This is a genomic window from Pseudomonas sp. NPDC087817, from assembly GCF_044742875.1.
In the GTDB taxonomy this organism is placed as follows: domain Bacteria; phylum Pseudomonadota; class Gammaproteobacteria; order Pseudomonadales; family Pseudomonadaceae; genus Aquipseudomonas.
In genome coordinates this window covers 1-14,562 of the sequence record NZ_JBIUVJ010000087.1, presented here as the reverse complement: position 1 = coordinate 14,562, position 14,562 = coordinate 1, and the positions used below count along the sequence as shown (strand labels likewise).

Here is a 14,562-nt window from a genome sequence, read left to right as displayed (position 1 = left end):
GAACGTACCGACCTCGAGCTGGAACTCAACAAGTGGATCCGCCAGTACGTGGCTGACCAGGAAAACCCGAGCGCCGAAGTCCGTGGCCGTCGTCCGCTGCGCGCTGCGCAAATCATCGTCAGCGACGTTGAAGGCGAGCCGGGCTGGTACCGCGTGAGCTTGAACGTGCGTCCGCACTTCAAGTACATGGGTGCCGATTTCACCCTGTCGCTGGTTGGCAAGTTGGACAAAGAGTAAGAGCGACTCATGGACGGATACGGCAGCCTTTTCGAACGCCTCAATGGCGACGCGGAACTACGCAATGGCAAGAGCCTTGAGGTTTCTGCCATGGCGTCGGTGGCTGCCCATCTGGCCAAAATGCTCAGCACCCGGGCGGGCAGCGTGCAAACGCTGTCCGACTACGGGTTGCCCGATCTCAATGACATGCGTCTGAGCCTGCACGACTCCCTGAGTCAGGCCCGTCTGGCCATCGAAAACTTCATCGAAGCCTACGAGCCGCGCCTGAGCAACGTGCGTGTCATTTCCCTGCCGCGTGATCACGATCAGCTTCGCCTGTCCTTCAGTATCGAAGGCCTGCTGGAAGTTGAAGGTTTCAAGCGTCAGGTCAGTTTTTCCGCGCGCCTGGATGGCAGCGGGCAAGTGAAGGTGAATTAGGACCATGCGAGGGAGCGCCGTTCACCGGGGAACGTTGGCAATGTTGGGGCGTAGCACTTTGCTATTTGTCGCCTTGGCTGGCGCTGCGCTGATCGCTGCTGCCTGTTACGTGAAAACGACGGCGGCACGCCTGGCTCACGAGTACTCCACAGACTGGAACGAAGCCGGAACCTGTTTCATCCGCTCCTGCATTCCGCAGTATTCGGCGCTGGGCGTCGCGGGAAGCATTGCGAAGATGTTCACCAGCGAAGCTTTTTTCCGGGTTTACGCCAAAGACGGCACGTTGTTGAAGTCGTCGGAATGGTTGCTCTGGCAGAACGAGTTCACCACGGATGAGCGCTCGTATTGGCTGGGTACCCGAGCGGTCTACCCGACAGTGTCGGGTTACGAGGGCTGGAATGTTCCAGCGTGTGGTCAAGAAATGAACAGTCGTCATCCCAAGTTGTGATTCTGGAAAATTGATGAGATGACTCGCCCATTACGTCCCCATTCGTTCGCGCGGACTGTGTCGAAATGATCTGGCTACAGCGCTTCCTCATGGTGATGGGTGCGCTCGCCTGCGTGGCGCTCGCGGAGGGCGCTGAAAAAGCCATGGCCGGGATCGCGCATGAATAGCCGTCGAGTCATCGGTCTGGCCGTGCATGCGCTGGCCTGCGTGATTTATATCGTCCTGAATGGCTATGCCGTGCCGGCCTACAAACAGCTGGTCGGTGGGCTGACCTCGCGTGGCGTTGCCATCGGCATGGCGATGTACCTGATTTTCTATTTTTTCGTTTCTCTTAATCTGATTCTGGTCTTCATCCAGCGCCAGGCCATTCAGTTCGGTCTGGTGGTTTTCATGATGCTGGCGATCCTGTTTTACCTGCTGCCGCAGTATCCCATCCGGGGTTTGGCGTATTGCGCGCTCACGGGTGGTTTGACGGTTGGCGCGCTCCTGCTGAGCAACGCCCTGAACTCGGTGTACAGCCGCTGGCGCCGGCCGGCGGGCGGGCAACCGCTGACGATTCATCCGCGTCGAGCGACATCGCGACTGCTGCTGATTACCGCGCTGATTGGCGTATGTATATGTACCGTTTTGCTGGGGTTGAAGATTTTCGGTGGTGTAACGGCAGAGCCCATCACCCGACACTCGAACGATTCGGGCGAGTGCTATCTCGTCACTTACGCGCCCGGCTATCACAGGCTGGGAGTGATCGGGCGAGTGTTCGAATTGTTCGCCAGCGAATACTTTTTCCGCGTCTACACCGCTGACGGCGCGCTGCTCGAATCGTCCGAATGGAATTTTCGGGTCACTGAAATTTTCGGTGGGCCTCCGGAGTTCAGCGGCTCGACAGTGCTGTATCCCGGTACGCAAGGTTATGAAGACTGGTGGGTGCCGGAATGCGCCTGATCACGCCATTGAACACGTTGCTCGTCCTCGCCAGGCAGCCTCTTTTTTACGGGCTGACGGCGCTGCTGTCGGCGCTGGCGCTCTTCGCGACGCCGGTGTTTTCCAACGCGATGATGTTGCTGATGGAACGGAGCAACTTCATCCCGCAAGAGTCGTCGATCTGGGCCTTCGAACCTTACGAAATCAATCAAGGCTCCTCGTCGTACTGGCTCTACGGTGAGGACCGGGTGAATTACTACCACTTTGCCTACAGCCCTGAAAACGCCTACCGCCTGATCGCCAAAAACAACCAGTGCGCAGGCTTCGACAAGCGTGATGTGCGCACATGGTGCACGCCATGATGCCTTGGCCGCGTGTGTGGAAATGGCTCAATCACCTGCTGAGCCTTATCGGAGCATTGGCCATCATCGCCGTCGTGATGGTCGCGATCAAATTGAGCTGGAGTCACTCGAAAAAGCCGGTATTGCCCGGTTACCCCGACGCGGTGTGGCGGGGTGCTGAGGATGGTGGCGACTTCATCGAAATTACCCGGTCGATGCCGCCGGACTACTTCATCGAGGTGCGCTCAGAGGGCGGCAGTCTCGTCAAAGCAGGCTGGGTGCGCTTCGCCACTCACGATGGCAAGCCGTTGACGATGAACCGTATCAGTGCTTCCGACGGTGAATACCTCTTCATCGACTCGTATGTGCCGATCACCGCTAGCAAGGGAGGGCGCGCTCAGTGAAATTTGGCACCTGCATGAAATCGCTGTCGGCGGTGGCCGCCCTGTTGTTGGCGGGCTGCACCACGCAGCTGGTTTATATGAATGATATTTACCTGGTCAACACCTGTGGTGTACCGCTTGAAGTACAAGCGCAGCACGCGACCAACTGGCTGCCGCCATTGGAACCGCGTGTGGTTGCGCCGGGCGAGCGAGTCAACGTGGCCAGCTACCGGTCCTACGGCGAAGACGTCGACGAACAGGTCAGCTGCCGCTATTCGCTCACGGTGAAAGGGCCGCAACGCACGCGCCTGGTCAGTGCCGATGAAATGCGCCAGGCCTTGCTCGACATCAAACGCGAGCGCGATGGACTGCAGCGCAGCTGGACTCTCAAGGAAGGAGTGTTTTGCCCATGATCGACGTATCGGATGAGATGCGCTCGTACCTGATCTTCATGGTCGATAGCGACCTGTTCGGCAGCATCGCGATCCTGAGTTTTCTGCTGCTTGTCACGGCGATCAGCAAGCGCCTGCGTCAGTCATGGCTGCATCGCGCCTTGACGTTCTCGGTGCTGGTGGCGTTGGTCGCCATCGAAATTGCCGGCGGTTACTACTCATCGTTGCCTGTCGCATGAACCTGCCGGCCCGCCTGATCTGCTGCCTGTTGATCCACACAGTTTTCTGTGTGGGTTACACGTTGCTCAACAACTTCGCGGCCGACTGGTACATCTCCACCTACGGCAGTTTGACCTCGCGTGGCGTGAACATTCGCCTGACCAGCAAATTCCTCTACGAGTTTTTTCTGGTGTTCAACTGGCTGCTGGCGATGATTCTGGTCCTGCGCGTGAAGCTGGTGTTGTGGGCGATCTGGGTGACGCTGGTGCTGTTGTGGATGCTGCCGGATCACCCGCTGCGGGCGCTGCTGTATGGCGTCGGTCAAGGGACTTTCACCTTGGCGGCGATTCTTCTCTGCACCGGGCTGGACCGCTGGTACACGCGCAAATCCATGGCTGGCAAGAGCCCTGCACTCGGGCAAGCAGCGGCCAGCGTGACTGCTTCGGGGGCCGACCATGCTTAGTCGCGCGCAACTGAATTTCTTCATGGCGGCCTTGTGGGCGCCATTGCTGTTGATGCTGGCGTTTTCATCCTATGGCCTGTGGATTGGCGACTCCTCGACAATCGAATCGTCCGAGACCCACTGGGTATATCTGTTGTGGTTCGGCATGCCCGGGCTGCTGTTGTTCGCCCTGTGGGTATCACGGACGGCGAAGAGCCGTAATGAGCAACAAGCGTTACGGATGGTGTGGTGGGCGCCAGTCAAGTTCATCCCGTTTTACGCCGTGCCATGGATGCTTTATGGCCTGTGCAGCCTGATCGCCGGCCCGTTCGATGACGCTTTCATGGCCTACAGCTGGATCATGCTGGTGCCTTACCTCCTGATCGCCGGTTACTTCTGTGCCGGCGTGACGGTTGCGCTCTACAGGATATTTTTTTGATGAGTTCTACTACCAGGCAGGTAACCCGTGTCCTTTAACCACTACTACCAAAGCGAACTCACCGCTCTGCGCCAACTCGGTCGCCGTTTCGCCGAGCGTAGTCCGGCGCTGGCCCCGTATCTGGGGCAGGCCGGGCGGGATCCGGACGTGGAACGGTTGCTCGAAGGCTTTGCGTTCCTGACCGGGCGGCTGCGTCAAAAGCTCGATGACGAGCTGCCGGAACTCAGCCATTCGCTGATGCAACTGTTGTGGCCGAACTACATGCGCCCGTTGCCGGCGTTCAGCATTTTGCAGTTCGATCCGCTGAAGCGCTCGGGCCCGGCGCTGTTGGTCGAGCGTGATACGCCAATTGAAAGCAAGCCGATCGAAGATGTGCGCTGCCGTTTCCGCACCTGCTACCCGACTGAAGTGTTGCCGCTGGATCTGGCTGCGCTGAACTACTCGGTGAAGGGCGACGGCTCGCTGCTTAGCCTGCGTCTGGAGATGAGCGCCGACGGCCATTTGGGTGAACTGGAACTGAGCAAGCTGCGCCTGCACTTTGCCGGTGAGCGCTACATCAGCCAGATGCTCTACCTGAGCCTGCTGCGTAACCTAGAAGGCATCGAATTGATCCCGCTCGACGGCGCCGGCAAGCCCATCGATGGCGTGGCCGGCAAGCCGATGGCGTTCAAGATTCCCGGTGACCGGGTCAAACCGGTGGGCTTTGCCGAAGAAGAAGCATTGATCCCGTATCCGCTGAACACCTTCCGTGGCTATCGCTACCTGCAGGAATACTTCGCCTTCCAGGACAAATTCCTGTTCGTCGACGTCAACGGTCTGGACATCCTCAAGGCGCTGCCGGAAGACACCCTCAAGCAGATGCGCGGCCTGGAATTGCGTTTTGATATCCGCAAGAGCGGGATCATGCGCATGCGTCCGACCCTGGATAACGTGAAGCTGTTCTGCACGCCGATTGCCAACCTGTTCGCGCACGACGCACTGCCGATCCGCCTCGACGGCAAGCAGGACGAATACCTGCTGCTGCCGGCGGAATACGATCTGGAAAACTGCGGCGTGTTCTCGGTGGAAACCGTGACCGGCTGGAAGCCCGGCGGCCTCGGTTATCAGGAGTACGTGCCGTTCGAGTCGTTCGAGCACGACCCGAGTTTCGACGTGCCCAACAGCCGTCCGCATTACAGCATCCGCCAGCGTTCGTCGCTGCTGCACGATGGCCTCGACACCTACCTGAGCTTCGGCATCCGCCACACCGAGGCCCACGAAACCCTGTCGATCGAGCTGATGTGCACCAACCAGAACCTGCCGCGCAAGCTCAAGCTCGGCGACATCTGCATGGCCTGCGAAGAGACCCCGGAGTTCTTGAGTTTCCGCAACATCACCCCGGCCACTTCGAGTTTTGCACCGCCGCTGAACCGTGACTTCCTGTGGAAGCTGATCAGCAACATGTCGCTTAACTATCTGTCGCTGGCCGACGTCAATGCGTTGAAGGTGATTCTCGAAACCTACGACTTGCCGCGTTACTACGACCAGCACGCCGAAAAGGTCAGCAAACGCCTGCTCGGCGGCCTCAAGCACATCAAGCATCACCACGTCGATCGGCTGCACCGTGGCCTGCCGGTGCGCGGTTTGCGCACCGAACTGACCATCGACCCGGAAGGGTACATCGGCGAAGGCGACCTGTTCGTTTTCGCCTCGGTTCTTAACGAGTTTTTCGCGCTTTACGCCAGTCTCAATTCGTTTCACGAGTTGCGCGTAAAAAGCACACAGGGAGAGGTGTACCAATGGACACCACGTATGGGCCTGCAGCCCCTGCTTTAAGCGGGCTGACGAAGGTAATACGCGAGTACTCGCTGTTTCAGGCCGTGCTGCTGGTGATCGACCGGCTGCGCGAAGCACACCCGCACCTGAGCGAAGACGATCTGTACGATCAGGTCGAGTTCCAGGCCAACCCGAGCCTGGGCTTTCCGCGCAGCGATGTCGATCGCGTGGAGTTTTTCGAAGAGCACGGGCAGATGCGCGCGCGCATGCGATTCAACCTGATCGGCCTGGTCGGCTCGGGTTCGCCGTTGCCGGCGTTCTACGGCGAACAGGCATTGGGCGACAGCGAAGACGGCAACCCGACACGCAACTTCCTCGACCTGTTCCACCATCGTCTGCAACGGCTGATGCTGCCGATCTGGCGCAAATACCGCTATCGCGCAAGCTTCCAGAGCGGTGCGATCGACCCGTTCTCGTCGCAGCTGTTCGCACTGATCGGCCTGGGCGGCGACGAGATCCGCAAGGCCAAGGAGCTCAACTGGAAACGCCTGCTGCCGTACCTCGGCCTGCTCAGCTTGCGGGCGCACTCGGCGGCGTTGATCGAAGCCGTGCTGCGTTACTACTTCAAGCACGAAGACCTGGTCATCGAGCAGTGCATCGAGCGTCGCGTGGAAATTCTCGAAGAGCAGCGCAATCGTTTGGGTCGCGACAACAGCGTGCTCGGCGAGGACCTGGTGCTCGGCGAGCAGGTGCGCGACCGCAGCGGCAAATTCCGCATTCACATCACCCAACTCGACTGGCAGCGATTCCATGAATTCCTGCCGATCGGTTTCGGCTACCAGCCGCTCTGCGCGCTGGTGCGGTTCACCCTGCGTGACCCGCTCGATTACGACATTCGCCTGGTCCTGCGCCAGGAAGAAATCCGCGAACTGCGCATCGGTGAGCAGAACGCCTGTCGCCTTGGCTGGACCAGTTGGCTGGGCCGCGAAAAAGCGGACGGCGTGGTGACCCTGGGCAGCAAAATTCATTAAGGACGTGAGCCATGATCAACGTAGACCTGCAACAACTCATCCAGGCGCTGGACGCCGAAACCCGCCGTGATCTGGAACGTTCGGCCGAGCGTTGCGTCGCTCGTGGCGGCAGCAAGATCCTCGTAGAAGACCTGATGCTCGGCCTGCTGGAGCGCCCGAATGGTTTGCTGTCGCGCGCGTTGCAGGATGCCGACGTCGATGCCGGTGAACTCAGCGCCGCGCTGCAATCGCGGGTTGAGCACAGCGCTTCGCGCAACCCGGTGTTCGCCCCGGAACTGGTGCAGTGGCTGCAAGATGCGCTGCTGGTGGCCAACCTCGAACTGGGCCAGACCCAGGTTGAAGACGCCGCGTTGATTCTCGCCTTGCTGCGCAATCCGATGCGCTACGCCGGCAGCCGTTATCAGCCGCTGCTCGCCAAGCTGAACATTGATCGCCTGAAGGAATTTGCCCTGTCGCAAAAAGAGCAGCCGGCCGCCAATGGCAAACCCGCCGCGCAGGGCGAATCGCTGTTGCAGCGCTTCACCCACAACCTGACCCAACAGGCCCGCGACGGCAAACTCGACCCGGTGCTGTGCCGTGACGGCGCGATTCGCCAGATGGTCGACATCCTCGCCCGTCGCCGCAAGAACAACCCGATCGTGGTCGGTGAAGCCGGCGTCGGTAAAACCGCCATCGTTGAAGGCCTGGCGTCGCGCATCGCTGCCGGTGAAGTGCCGCAAGTGCTCAAAGGTGTTGAACTGCTGTCGCTGGACATGGGCCTGTTGCAGGCCGGCGCCAGCGTCAAAGGTGAATTCGAACGCCGCCTCAAAGGCGTGATCGACGAAGTCAAAGCCTCGCCGAAACCGATCATTCTGTTCATCGACGAAGCCCACACCCTGATCGGCGCCGGCGGCAATGCCGGCGGTTCCGACGCGGCCAACCTGTTGAAACCGGCACTGGCGCGTGGCGAACTGCGCACCATCGCTGCCACCACTTGGGCCGAGTACAAGAAATACTTCGAGAAAGACCCGGCGCTGGCCCGTCGTTTTCAACCGGTGCAGTTGCACGAGCCAACCGTCAGCGAAGCGGTGACCATCCTCCGTGGTCTGGCTCAGGTCTACGAGAAGAGCCACGGCATCTACCTTCGCGATGACGCAGTGGTCTCGGCGGCGGAATTGTCGGCGCGTTATCTGGCCGGTCGGCAACTGCCGGACAAAGCCGTCGACGTCCTCGATACCGCTTGCGCCCGTGTACGCATCAGCCTCGCCGCTGCCCCGGAAAGCCTTGAACGCCTGCGTGGCGAACTGGCTGAAGGCGGTCGTCAGCGTCAGGCCCTGCGCCGTGATGCCGAGGCCGGCCTGCTGATCGATCACGAAGCACTGGACGCACTGGAAGCGCGGCTGGAAGAAGCCGAAAGCGAAATGGTCGCGCTGGAAACCCTGTGGACTGAGCAGAAAGCGTTGGCCGAGCGCCTGCTGGATCTGCGTCAGCAACTGGCCAAGGCCCGCGAAGCCGCCGCCGTCGAGCCGACCGTCAGCGTTGAAGAAGACGCCGAAGGCACCGTGATCGAAACCATTGCGGCTGAAATTGAAGAAGGCCAAAGCGTCGAAGCGCTGGAAGCCGAACTGAACAAGACCCACAGCGAGCTGACTGCCGCACAGGTCAAGGAGCGCCTGGTCAGCTTCGAAGTCTGCCCGCGCCTGGTGGCTGAAGTGATCAGCGCCTGGACCGGTGTGCCGTTGGCGCAACTGGCCCGTGAGCACAACGCCAAGGTCGCCAGTTTCGCCACCGACCTGCGCACGCGCATCCGTGGTCAGGAGCAAGCCGTGCACGCCCTGGATCGCTCGATGCGCGCCACAGCTGCTGGTCTGAACAAGCCGGATGCACCGGTCGGTGTGTTCCTGCTGGTCGGCCCTAGCGGCGTTGGTAAAACCGAAACAGCGCTGGCGCTTGCCGATCTGCTGTACGGCGGTGATCGTTTCATCACCACCATCAACATGTCCGAGTTCCAGGAGAAGCACACCGTCTCGCGTCTGATCGGTGCGCCACCGGGCTACGTCGGTTATGGCGAGGGCGGCATGCTCACCGAAGCCGTGCGGCAGAAACCGTACTCGGTGGTCCTGCTCGATGAAGTCGAAAAGGCTGATCCGGATGTGCTCAACCTGTTCTACCAAATCTTCGACAAAGGTGTGGCCAACGACGGCGAGGGTCGCGAGATCGATTTCCGCAACACGCTGATCCTGATGACCTCGAACCTCGGTAGCGACAAGATCAGCGACCTCTGCGAAGACGGTGCGCGGCCGACTGCCGAACTGCTCGAAGAAACCATTCGCCCGGTGCTCAGCAAACACTTCAAACCGGCGCTGCTGGCGCGGATGAAAGTAGTGCCGTACTACCCGGTTGGTGGTCCGGTATTGCGCGAGCTGATCGAGATCAAACTCGGTCGTCTCGGCGAGCGCCTCAACCGTCGTCAGCTGGATTTCAGCTGGTGCCAGAACCTCGTCGATCACTTGTCCGAGCGCTGCACGCAAAGCGAAAGCGGTGCGCGCCTGATCGATCATTTGCTCGATCAGCACGTCCTGCCGCTGGTGGCAGATCGTCTGCTCGACGCGATGGCCACCGGTGAAAGCCTCAAGCGTGTGCATGCCACGCTCGACGGCAACGCCAGCGTGATGTGCGAGTTCGCCTGAGGTGGCGGTGATGTTCACTCAAGTACCGCAACCACTGGTCTACGCCGAAGCGTTGCTGGCGCAGTTCGCCAGCCTGTCGCGGGCGGCGGACGGTGCTGCGTTGCTGGGTGACTTCGTGCGTGGCCTGGCCGAGCTGAGCGGTTGCGAACTGACGCAACTGTATTTGCTCGACGCCACCCACACCTGCCTGGGGATGAACGCCGAGTGCCTCGACGGCGCGCTGCAACCGCGTCAGGCGGCGAGCCTGCCGGCGGATTACAACGGTGAGCAACTGCTGCAATTCGCCCTGTGCCAGAACCGCGTGGTGTGTCTCGACGACCTCGGCGGCAGCCTGCACGAAACCAGCTTTCTGCCCGCCGTTTCGGCGCCGTGGCAATCGCTGTTGTGCGTGCCGCTGGTCAATCGGCACAAGGCCGTCGAAGGCCTGTTGCTGTGTGCCAGTCAGCGTCGCACCGACTTGCACGGTTTTGCCGAATCGCTCGGCCAGCTTGGCTCGTTCGTGCTCGGCCAACTGCATTTGTTGCAACGCCTGCGCCAGCCGCTGGATGCTCATGCGCCGGCGGTGCGCAGCGTGCCAAGCATCAGCGGTTACGGTTTGATCGGCAAAAGCGCCGCGATGCGCCAGACCTACTCGTTGATCAGCAAAGTCCTGCACAGCCCGTACACCGTGCTGTTGCGCGGCGAGACCGGCACCGGCAAGGAAGTCGTGGCGCGGGCCATTCACGACTGCGGCCCGCGACGTTCTCAGGCGTTCATCGTGCAGAACTGCGCGGCGTTCCCGGAAAACCTGCTGGAAAGCGAGCTGTTCGGCTATCGCAAAGGCGCCTTCACCGGCGCTGATCGCGACCGCGCGGGGCTGTTCGATGCGGCCAATGGCGGCACGCTGTTGCTCGATGAAATCGGCGACATGCCGCTGTCGTTGCAGGCCAAGTTGCTGCGCGTGTTGCAGGAGGGCGAGATCCGTCCACTGGGCTCCAACGACACGCACAAGATCGACGTGCGCATCATCGCTGCGACCCACCGCGATCTGTCGGTGTTGGTCAGCGAAGGCAAGTTCCGCGAGGACCTGTATTACCGCCTCGCGCAATTCCCGATCGAACTGCCGGCCCTGCGTCAGCGCGAAGGCGACATTCTGGAGCTGGCCCGGCACTTCGCCGACAAGGCCTGCACGTTCTTGCAGCGTGACCCGGTGCGTTGGTCAGAGGCGGCGCTGGAACATTTGTCCGGCTACAACTTCCCCGGCAACGTCCGTGAACTCAAAGGCCTGGTCGAACGCGCAGTGCTGTTGTGCGAGGGCGGCGAGTTACTGGCCGAGCATTTCTCCCTGCGCATGGAAGCGATGCCCGAAGACAACAGCGGCCTGAACCTGCGCGAACGTCTGGAGCAGGTCGAACGCACGCTGTTGCTCGATTGCCTGCGCAAGAACGACGGCAACCAGACCCTCGCTGCCCGTGAACTGGGTTTGCCACGGCGCACGCTGCTGTACCGCCTCGGTCGCTTGAATATCAATTTGGGTGACTTCGATGGTTGATCTGATCACTGCTTTCGCAGTCTGCACAAATCCTGTGTTGAAGGGCTTCTCTGTGGCGAGGGGACTTGTCCCCGATCGGCTGCGCAGCAGTCGTAATCCGGTGAATGCGGTTGGCCAGAACCACCTCGGTGTCTGGTTTTGGGGCTGCTTCGCGGCCCAGCGGGAGCAAGCTCCCTCGCCACAGGAGGTGCGTGCACCTCGTTGGTCTGGCTCAAGGCCCCGATGTAGAGCCTTACAGATGACTAAAAGAATTAATTTCAGCGCCGCCCGCAAGGGTCGGCGCTTTGTGCTTTGTCTACCCCTGGAGACCCTCTGATGTCTGTTCGTCACTGGCAAGCTGTCCTGCTGACCCTCGTCGTTCTCTGCGGCCTTGGTGGCTGTAGCGGCAATTACAAATTCAACGATAACGACTATCGCCCGTTGGGTGATCCGCAAGCGGTCAATCGCGGCAAGTGACCGCAAGGAGCATCAAACATGGAATTGGTTTTCGAAATGCTGAACACCAAGCAGTTCGTGCCCACCGAGTTGTGCCAGAAAACCTTCAAACAGGCTGGCGGCGTGATCGGACGGGGCGAGGACTGCGACTGGATCATTCCTGACCGCAAGCGTCATCTATCCAATCACCACGCGATTGTCAGTTACCGCGAGGGCACGTTTTTCCTGACCGACACCAGTAGCAACGGCGTTCAGGACGGCGACAGCGGCGCACGTCTGCACAAAGGCGAGCCGGTGCGCATCGAGCACGGCAGCACCTACGTGCTGGGTGATTTCGAGATTCGCGCGCGGCTGGTGCGTGACCCGGCGACCTTCGACGGTGAAGCCGGCCGTCCGCGTGCTGCCGGCAGCATCATCCCGGACGACGCGTTCCTCGATCTTGACCCGCTCAACGCGCTCGAACAGCAAGAACGCGTCTACTCGGAAATCGACGAACTGCTGGCGCCGAACACCAAGCCTGAAGACTCCCGTCAGCGTGCCGACTACGCGCGCATCGACATGGAAAGCCTGATGGTGCCGGAGCTGATCGCAGCCCCCGCCGAGCCTGAACCGGCGCCGGCACCGAAAGCCGTCGAGCGTCAGAGTGAAGGTTTCTGGGAGCACTTCGGCGCGGCGCTGGGCGTGGACGTCAAAGGTCTCAGCCACGACGAACGTGAAGCCATGGCGCTGAACGCTGCGCGTCTGTTGCGTCAGAGCATCGGCGGTTTGCAGCAGAGCCTGCGTACTCGTTCGGAGCTGAAAAACGAACTGCGTCTGGCCCAGACCACCGTGCAAGGCACCAACAAGAACCCGTTGAAATTCGCCGTCGATCCGAGCGAAGCGCTGCAGATTCTGTTGCAACCGAGCAAGCCCGGGCATCTGCCGGCCGAACAAGCCATCTCCCGCGCGTTCCGCGATTTGCAGGCGCATCAGGTGGCCTTGCTCACCGCCAGCCGCGCCGCCGTGCGCGGCACGCTGGAGCATTTCTCGCCGGAGCAGTTGACCCTGCGTTTCGAACGCGACAACAAACCGCTGATCGCTACGTCCGGCGGGCGCTGGAGAGCGTTCGGCCGCTATCACCAGGCGCTGCGTCAGGACGACGACTGGAGCGAGCGTCTGCTCGCCCGCGACTTCGCCCAGGCCTACGAAGAACAGATCCGTCTGATCTCCACCCTCCACACCGACCACCAAGGATGATGCGCATGTCTCGCCGCTCGACCGCTTTTTTCAAGACGCTGACTGCGCTCACCATGCTGGTGTTGCTCGCCGGTTGCTCGTCGCTGTCGCCGTACTCGAAAGTGACCAAGATCAATCTGAAACTGACCGGCAGCGATCAGCTCAACCCGGACCTCAACGGTCGTCCGTCGCCGATCGTTGTGCGCTTGTTCGAACTGAAGCACCCGGTGACCTTCGAGAACGCTGATTTCTTCAGCCTCTACGAACGCGCCAAGGAATCCCTCAACCCGGATCTGGTGGCCAGCGAAGAACTCGAACTGCGCCCGGGTGAAACCGTGGAAATGAAGCTCAGCGTGGAGGAGGGCAGCCGTTACGTCGGCATCCTCGCCGCCTACCGCGACCTGCCGGAAACCAAATGGCGCTACACCGTGCAGATCACCCCGCTGGAGCTGACCGATGCCGATCTGACCCTGGATCAGGCCGGTATCCGCAACACCCACGAAGTGCTCGCCAAGGCGGATGACTGACCATGAATACCCATAAAGTCATTTGGCAGGAAGGCATGCTGCTGCGTCCGCAGCACTTCCAGCACAACGATCGCTATTACGATCACCAGATGAAAACTCGCACCCAATTGCTGGGTGGTTACACCTGGGGTTTCCTCAATCTGCAGATCGACCTGCAGTTTCTCAACATGGGCAAACTGGTGATCAGTGAAGCCTCGGGGATTCTGCCGGACGGCAGCCTGTTCGAACTCGGTGGCAACACCGAGCCGCTGGCGCTGGACGTGCCGCCGAACACTGGCAACACGCCGATCTACCTCGCGCTGCCGCTGGTTACCGGCAACCACATCGAGTCGCGCCGTCCGGAGCAATCCGACGTGCTCGCGCGTTACACCGCCTACGACGCCGAAGTCGCCGACTCCAACGCCGGCGACGATTCCGCCAGCCAGGTCAGCTGTGGTCGTCCGGACTTCAAACTGCTGCTCGGCGAGCAGCAGAGCGATCAGGCCTACGTGAAGCTGAAGATCTGCGACGTGCTCGACACCACGCCCGACGGCGTGATCAGCCTCGATCCGGATTTCGTACCGACCTACATTCAGGCCCACGCCTCCAGCTACCTGCTGTCGTGCCTGAAAGAAGTCATCAGCATGCTCAACCACCGGGGCGACACCATTGCCGAGCGGATTCGCTCCAACGGCAAGGTCGGCGGTGCGGAAGTCGGCGACTTCATGATGCTGCAACTGATCAACCGCACCGAACTGCTGCTGCGCCACTATCTGGGCCTGGAGCAGGTGCATCCGGAAGAGTTGTACCGCACGCTGCTGACCATGCTTGGCGATCTGGCGACCTTCTCCGGCGAGAGCAAACGCCCTCGCCTGGACAGCCGCTACTCCCACGCCGACCAGGGCGCGAGCTTCCGCAAACTGATGGAAGCGATTCGTCAGGTGCTGTCGATGGTGCTCGAACAGCACGCCATTGAACTGATCCTGCAAGCGCGTCAGTACGGGATCATCGTGTCGCCGTTGCACGACCACAAACTGCTCGGCTCGGCGTCGTTCGTGCTGGCAGCCAGTGCCAACTGCGACTCCGAAGAATTGCGCCACCGCTTGCCGGAGCACCTAAAGGTCGGAAGTGTTGAGGTCTTAAGTCAAGTGTTTTATGTGCATTTGGTTTGGATTATGTTT

17 protein-coding genes and 1 pseudogene are annotated in these 14,562 nt (G+C 60.7%); all 18 read left to right on the top strand.

The window, feature by feature from the left end:
- A pseudogene (locus tag ACIONG_RS27935) lies at window positions 1–237 on the top strand (type VI secretion system contractile sheath large subunit); the annotation flags it as partial.
- A gap of 9 nt (window positions 238–246) precedes the next feature.
- Window positions 247–654 (top strand): type VI secretion system baseplate subunit TssE, encoded by a 408-nt coding sequence (tssE, locus tag ACIONG_RS27930; protein ID WP_103302675.1) that lies wholly within the window; start codon window positions 247–249, stop codon window positions 652–654.
- Window positions 655–694: 40 nt separating this feature from the next.
- Window positions 695–1,102 carry a hypothetical protein gene (locus ACIONG_RS27925; RefSeq protein ID WP_401304028.1) on the top strand — a complete coding sequence of 136 codons (408 nt, stop codon included), beginning with the start codon at window positions 695–697 and terminating at the stop codon, window positions 1,100–1,102.
- A gap of 159 nt (window positions 1,103–1,261) precedes the next feature.
- Window positions 1,262–2,044 (top strand): hypothetical protein, encoded by a 783-nt coding sequence (locus ACIONG_RS27920; protein ID WP_401304025.1) that lies wholly within the window; start codon window positions 1,262–1,264, stop codon window positions 2,042–2,044.
- Entirely contained in the window at window positions 2,035–2,385 is a 351-nt protein-coding gene (locus ACIONG_RS27915; RefSeq protein ID WP_177431362.1) for a hypothetical protein, read from the top strand. Before ACIONG_RS27920 ends, ACIONG_RS27915 begins: the two co-directional genes overlap by 10 nt.
- Window positions 2,382–2,768, top strand: a complete 387-nt coding sequence (locus tag ACIONG_RS27910; protein WP_401304023.1) for a hypothetical protein — start codon at window positions 2,382–2,384, stop codon at window positions 2,766–2,768. The genes ACIONG_RS27915 and ACIONG_RS27910 overlap by 4 nt, the downstream gene beginning before the upstream one ends.
- On the top strand, window positions 2,765–3,160 hold the full coding sequence (locus ACIONG_RS27905) for a hypothetical protein (RefSeq protein WP_401304021.1): 396 nt from the start codon (window positions 2,765–2,767) through the stop codon (window positions 3,158–3,160). The genes ACIONG_RS27910 and ACIONG_RS27905 overlap by 4 nt, the downstream gene beginning before the upstream one ends.
- The gene (locus ACIONG_RS27900; protein ID WP_103302669.1) at window positions 3,157–3,378 is read left to right on the top strand and encodes a hypothetical protein; all 222 of its coding nucleotides are present in this window, start codon (window positions 3,157–3,159) and stop codon (window positions 3,376–3,378) included. The genes ACIONG_RS27905 and ACIONG_RS27900 overlap by 4 nt, the downstream gene beginning before the upstream one ends.
- Complete coding sequence (locus ACIONG_RS27895; protein ID WP_401304018.1) at window positions 3,375–3,821, top strand: hypothetical protein; 447 nt, start codon at window positions 3,375–3,377, stop codon at window positions 3,819–3,821. Before ACIONG_RS27900 ends, ACIONG_RS27895 begins: the two co-directional genes overlap by 4 nt.
- Window positions 3,814–4,239, top strand: a complete 426-nt coding sequence (locus ACIONG_RS27890) for a hypothetical protein (protein WP_103302665.1) — start codon at window positions 3,814–3,816, stop codon at window positions 4,237–4,239. Before ACIONG_RS27895 ends, ACIONG_RS27890 begins: the two co-directional genes overlap by 8 nt.
- 27 nt (window positions 4,240–4,266) lie before the next feature.
- Window positions 4,267–6,054, top strand: coding sequence for a type VI secretion system baseplate subunit TssF (tssF, locus tag ACIONG_RS27885; RefSeq protein ID WP_213026998.1), 1,788 nt, complete (start codon window positions 4,267–4,269; stop codon window positions 6,052–6,054).
- Entirely contained in the window at window positions 6,018–7,025 is a 1,008-nt protein-coding gene (gene tssG / locus ACIONG_RS27880) for a type VI secretion system baseplate subunit TssG (protein WP_103302661.1), read from the top strand. Before tssF ends, tssG begins: the two co-directional genes overlap by 37 nt.
- 11 nt (window positions 7,026–7,036) lie before the next feature.
- Complete coding sequence (tssH, locus tag ACIONG_RS27875; protein WP_401304013.1) at window positions 7,037–9,694, top strand: type VI secretion system ATPase TssH; 2,658 nt, start codon at window positions 7,037–7,039, stop codon at window positions 9,692–9,694.
- 10 nt (window positions 9,695–9,704) lie between these two features.
- Window positions 9,705–11,225, top strand: a complete 1,521-nt coding sequence (locus ACIONG_RS27870) for a sigma-54-dependent Fis family transcriptional regulator (protein WP_213026997.1) — start codon at window positions 9,705–9,707, stop codon at window positions 11,223–11,225.
- Between the two features lie 315 nt (window positions 11,226–11,540).
- Window positions 11,541–11,681, top strand: coding sequence for a hypothetical protein (locus ACIONG_RS27865; RefSeq protein WP_007920296.1), 141 nt, complete (start codon window positions 11,541–11,543; stop codon window positions 11,679–11,681).
- A gap of 18 nt (window positions 11,682–11,699) precedes the next feature.
- The gene (tagH, locus tag ACIONG_RS27860; RefSeq protein ID WP_401304009.1) at window positions 11,700–12,896 is read left to right on the top strand and encodes a type VI secretion system-associated FHA domain protein TagH; all 1,197 of its coding nucleotides are present in this window, start codon (window positions 11,700–11,702) and stop codon (window positions 12,894–12,896) included.
- 5 nt (window positions 12,897–12,901) lie between these two features.
- Window positions 12,902–13,402: a type VI secretion system lipoprotein TssJ gene (tssJ, locus tag ACIONG_RS27855; protein WP_401304006.1), complete on the top strand. Its 501-nt coding sequence runs from the start codon at window positions 12,902–12,904 to the stop codon at window positions 13,400–13,402.
- A gap of 2 nt (window positions 13,403–13,404) precedes the next feature.
- Window positions 13,405–14,562 (top strand): type VI secretion system baseplate subunit TssK (tssK, locus tag ACIONG_RS27850; protein ID WP_401304003.1); only part of this gene is annotated, 1,158 nt, incomplete at its 3' end.

Coding starts and splice junctions, on each gene's coding strand:
- tssE (WP_103302675.1), top strand. CDS start 247: ATGGACGGATACGGCAGCCTTTTCGAACGCCTCAATGGCGACGCGGAA.
- ACIONG_RS27925 (WP_401304028.1), top strand. CDS start 695: ATGTTGGGGCGTAGCACTTTGCTATTTGTCGCCTTGGCTGGCGCTGCG.
- ACIONG_RS27920 (WP_401304025.1), top strand. CDS start 1,262: ATGAATAGCCGTCGAGTCATCGGTCTGGCCGTGCATGCGCTGGCCTGC.
- ACIONG_RS27915 (WP_177431362.1), top strand. CDS start 2,035: ATGCGCCTGATCACGCCATTGAACACGTTGCTCGTCCTCGCCAGGCAG.
- ACIONG_RS27910 (WP_401304023.1), top strand. CDS start 2,382: ATGATGCCTTGGCCGCGTGTGTGGAAATGGCTCAATCACCTGCTGAGC.
- ACIONG_RS27900 (WP_103302669.1), top strand. CDS start 3,157: ATGATCGACGTATCGGATGAGATGCGCTCGTACCTGATCTTCATGGTC.
- ACIONG_RS27895 (WP_401304018.1), top strand. CDS start 3,375: ATGAACCTGCCGGCCCGCCTGATCTGCTGCCTGTTGATCCACACAGTT.
- ACIONG_RS27890 (WP_103302665.1), top strand. CDS start 3,814: ATGCTTAGTCGCGCGCAACTGAATTTCTTCATGGCGGCCTTGTGGGCG.
- tssG (WP_103302661.1), top strand. CDS start 6,018: ATGGACACCACGTATGGGCCTGCAGCCCCTGCTTTAAGCGGGCTGACG.
- tssH (WP_401304013.1), top strand. CDS start 7,037: ATGATCAACGTAGACCTGCAACAACTCATCCAGGCGCTGGACGCCGAA.
- ACIONG_RS27870 (WP_213026997.1), top strand. CDS start 9,705: ATGTTCACTCAAGTACCGCAACCACTGGTCTACGCCGAAGCGTTGCTG.
- ACIONG_RS27865 (WP_007920296.1), top strand. CDS start 11,541: ATGTCTGTTCGTCACTGGCAAGCTGTCCTGCTGACCCTCGTCGTTCTC.
- tagH (WP_401304009.1), top strand. CDS start 11,700: ATGGAATTGGTTTTCGAAATGCTGAACACCAAGCAGTTCGTGCCCACC.
- tssJ (WP_401304006.1), top strand. CDS start 12,902: ATGTCTCGCCGCTCGACCGCTTTTTTCAAGACGCTGACTGCGCTCACC.